General features: G+C 62.7%; 2 protein-coding genes and 1 pseudogene. All 3 read left to right on the top strand.

Annotated features, from left to right (window positions below; all coding sequences use genetic code 11):
* A pseudogene (locus LQV45_RS30165) lies at positions 1-108 on the top strand (preprotein translocase subunit SecE); the annotation flags it as partial.
* A gap of 113 nt (positions 109-221) precedes the next feature.
* Positions 222-1,079, top strand: a complete 858-nt coding sequence (gene nusG, locus LQV45_RS30170) for a transcription termination/antitermination protein NusG (RefSeq protein ID WP_230010886.1) — start codon at positions 222-224, stop codon at positions 1,077-1,079.
* Between the two features lie 129 nt (positions 1,080-1,208).
* Entirely contained in the window at positions 1,209-1,640 is a 432-nt protein-coding gene (gene rplK, locus LQV45_RS30175) for a 50S ribosomal protein L11 (protein ID WP_018773647.1), read from the top strand.
* Positions 1,641-1,725 lie beyond the last annotated feature (85 nt).

Here is a 1,725-nt window from a genome sequence, read left to right on the forward strand (position 1 = left end):
GTACTGGTGTTCGTGACCATCATGATGGTGATCGTCACCTTGCTGGACCTGGCCTTTGGGACCGCGGTCAGCTGGGTCTTCGGCGGCAGCGGCCCCACGGACAGCTAAGGCGACCGGTCCGCAGACTGCGTGGATGCCCCGGGAAACCGGAGATTCCGCGGGGTGTGCGGAATTGAGTCATTTAAATAGGCATGTTAGGCAATGAGGAAGCAGGAGACCAAGTGTCTGAGCAGGAGCTCGAGGTAACTGAGACTGAGCTGGATAAGAGCCAGGGCGCCGCGGTGGAAGACGCGGAAGAGTCCGAGGCTGTGTCTGCTGCGCCCGAATCCGACGTCACTGACGAGGCCGTAGCCACGGAAGCAGAAGCGGCAGACGACGCAGAGGCAGCAGTTGCAGCCGACGCCGACGCTGATGAGGCTGACACCGACGCTGATGAGGCTGACGCCGACATGCTGGCAGCGGCGGCCGCCAAGGCCGACGTCGACCCCGCGGACGAGTTCAAAGCCAAGCTGCGCCGCCAGGAGGGTGACTGGTACGTCATTCACTCCTACGCAGGCTACGAGAACCGCGTCAAGGCCAACCTTGAGACCCGCATCCAGACCCTGGACATGGAAGATTACATCTTCGAAATCCAGGTTCCGATGGAGGAAGTCGTTGAGATCAAGAACGCCCAGCGCAAGGTCATCAACCGTGTCCGCATCCCCGGTTATGTCCTGGTCCGCATGGACCTGACCGACGCTTCCTGGGGTGCCGTCCGCCACACCCCCGGTGTCACCGGCTTCGTGGGCAACGCCCACAACCCGGTCCCGCTGCGCCTCGATGAGGTCTTCTCCATGCTCGCGCCGGTCTTCGAAGAAGAGCAGGCCGAGAAGGGCAAGCCGGTCAAGCACGCCGCCGCCCAGGTCGACGTCGACTTCGAGGTTGGCGAGTCGGTCATCGTCAAGGAAGGCCCGTTCGAGACCCTCCCCGCCACGATCTCCGAGATCAAGATCGATTCCCAGACCCTCGTGGTGCTGGTATCCATCTTCGAGCGCGAGACTCCGGTCACCCTGGCGTTCAACCAGGTCAGCAAGATCTAGCTTTTCCCTAAGAATTCGCCCCGGGCTGCCCGCTTAGCAGCCACGGAGCGGCCGGCCGCCTTGCCATGGCGGCCACCAACCTGAGGCACGCTCCTGTGCCCCAGGACGTATTTGAGAGAAGGACCTACATTGGCTCCCAAGAAGAAGGTCACCGGCCTCATCAAGCTGCAGATCCAGGCAGGTGCCGCTAACCCGGCCCCGCCGATCGGTCCTGCGCTCGGCCAGCACGGTGTCAACATCATGGAATTCTGCAAGGCGTACAACGCTGCGACGGAAGCCCAGCGCGGCAACGTTATCCCCGTGGAAATCACGGTCTACGAGGACCGTTCCTTCACGTTCATCACCAAGACCCCGCCGGCTGCAGAGCTCATCAAAAAGGCTGCAGGCGTCGCCAAGGGTTCGGCTACCCCGCACACCGTCAAGGTTGCCAAGCTGACCCAGGCCCAGGTCAACGAGATCGCCACCACCAAGATGGAAGACCTCAACGCCACCAGCCTCGAAGGCGCAGCGAAGATCATCGCCGGCACCGCCCGCTCCATGGGTATCACCGTCGAGGGTTAATTCCCCACCGCTGATGCGCCGGGATCGGGAAACCGGTCACGACGCCGTCAGCACCGCCGGCCAGCCGGCACCACCTAAACAATGA

The sequence above is a fragment of the Microbacterium sp. Bi128 genome, from assembly GCF_918698205.1.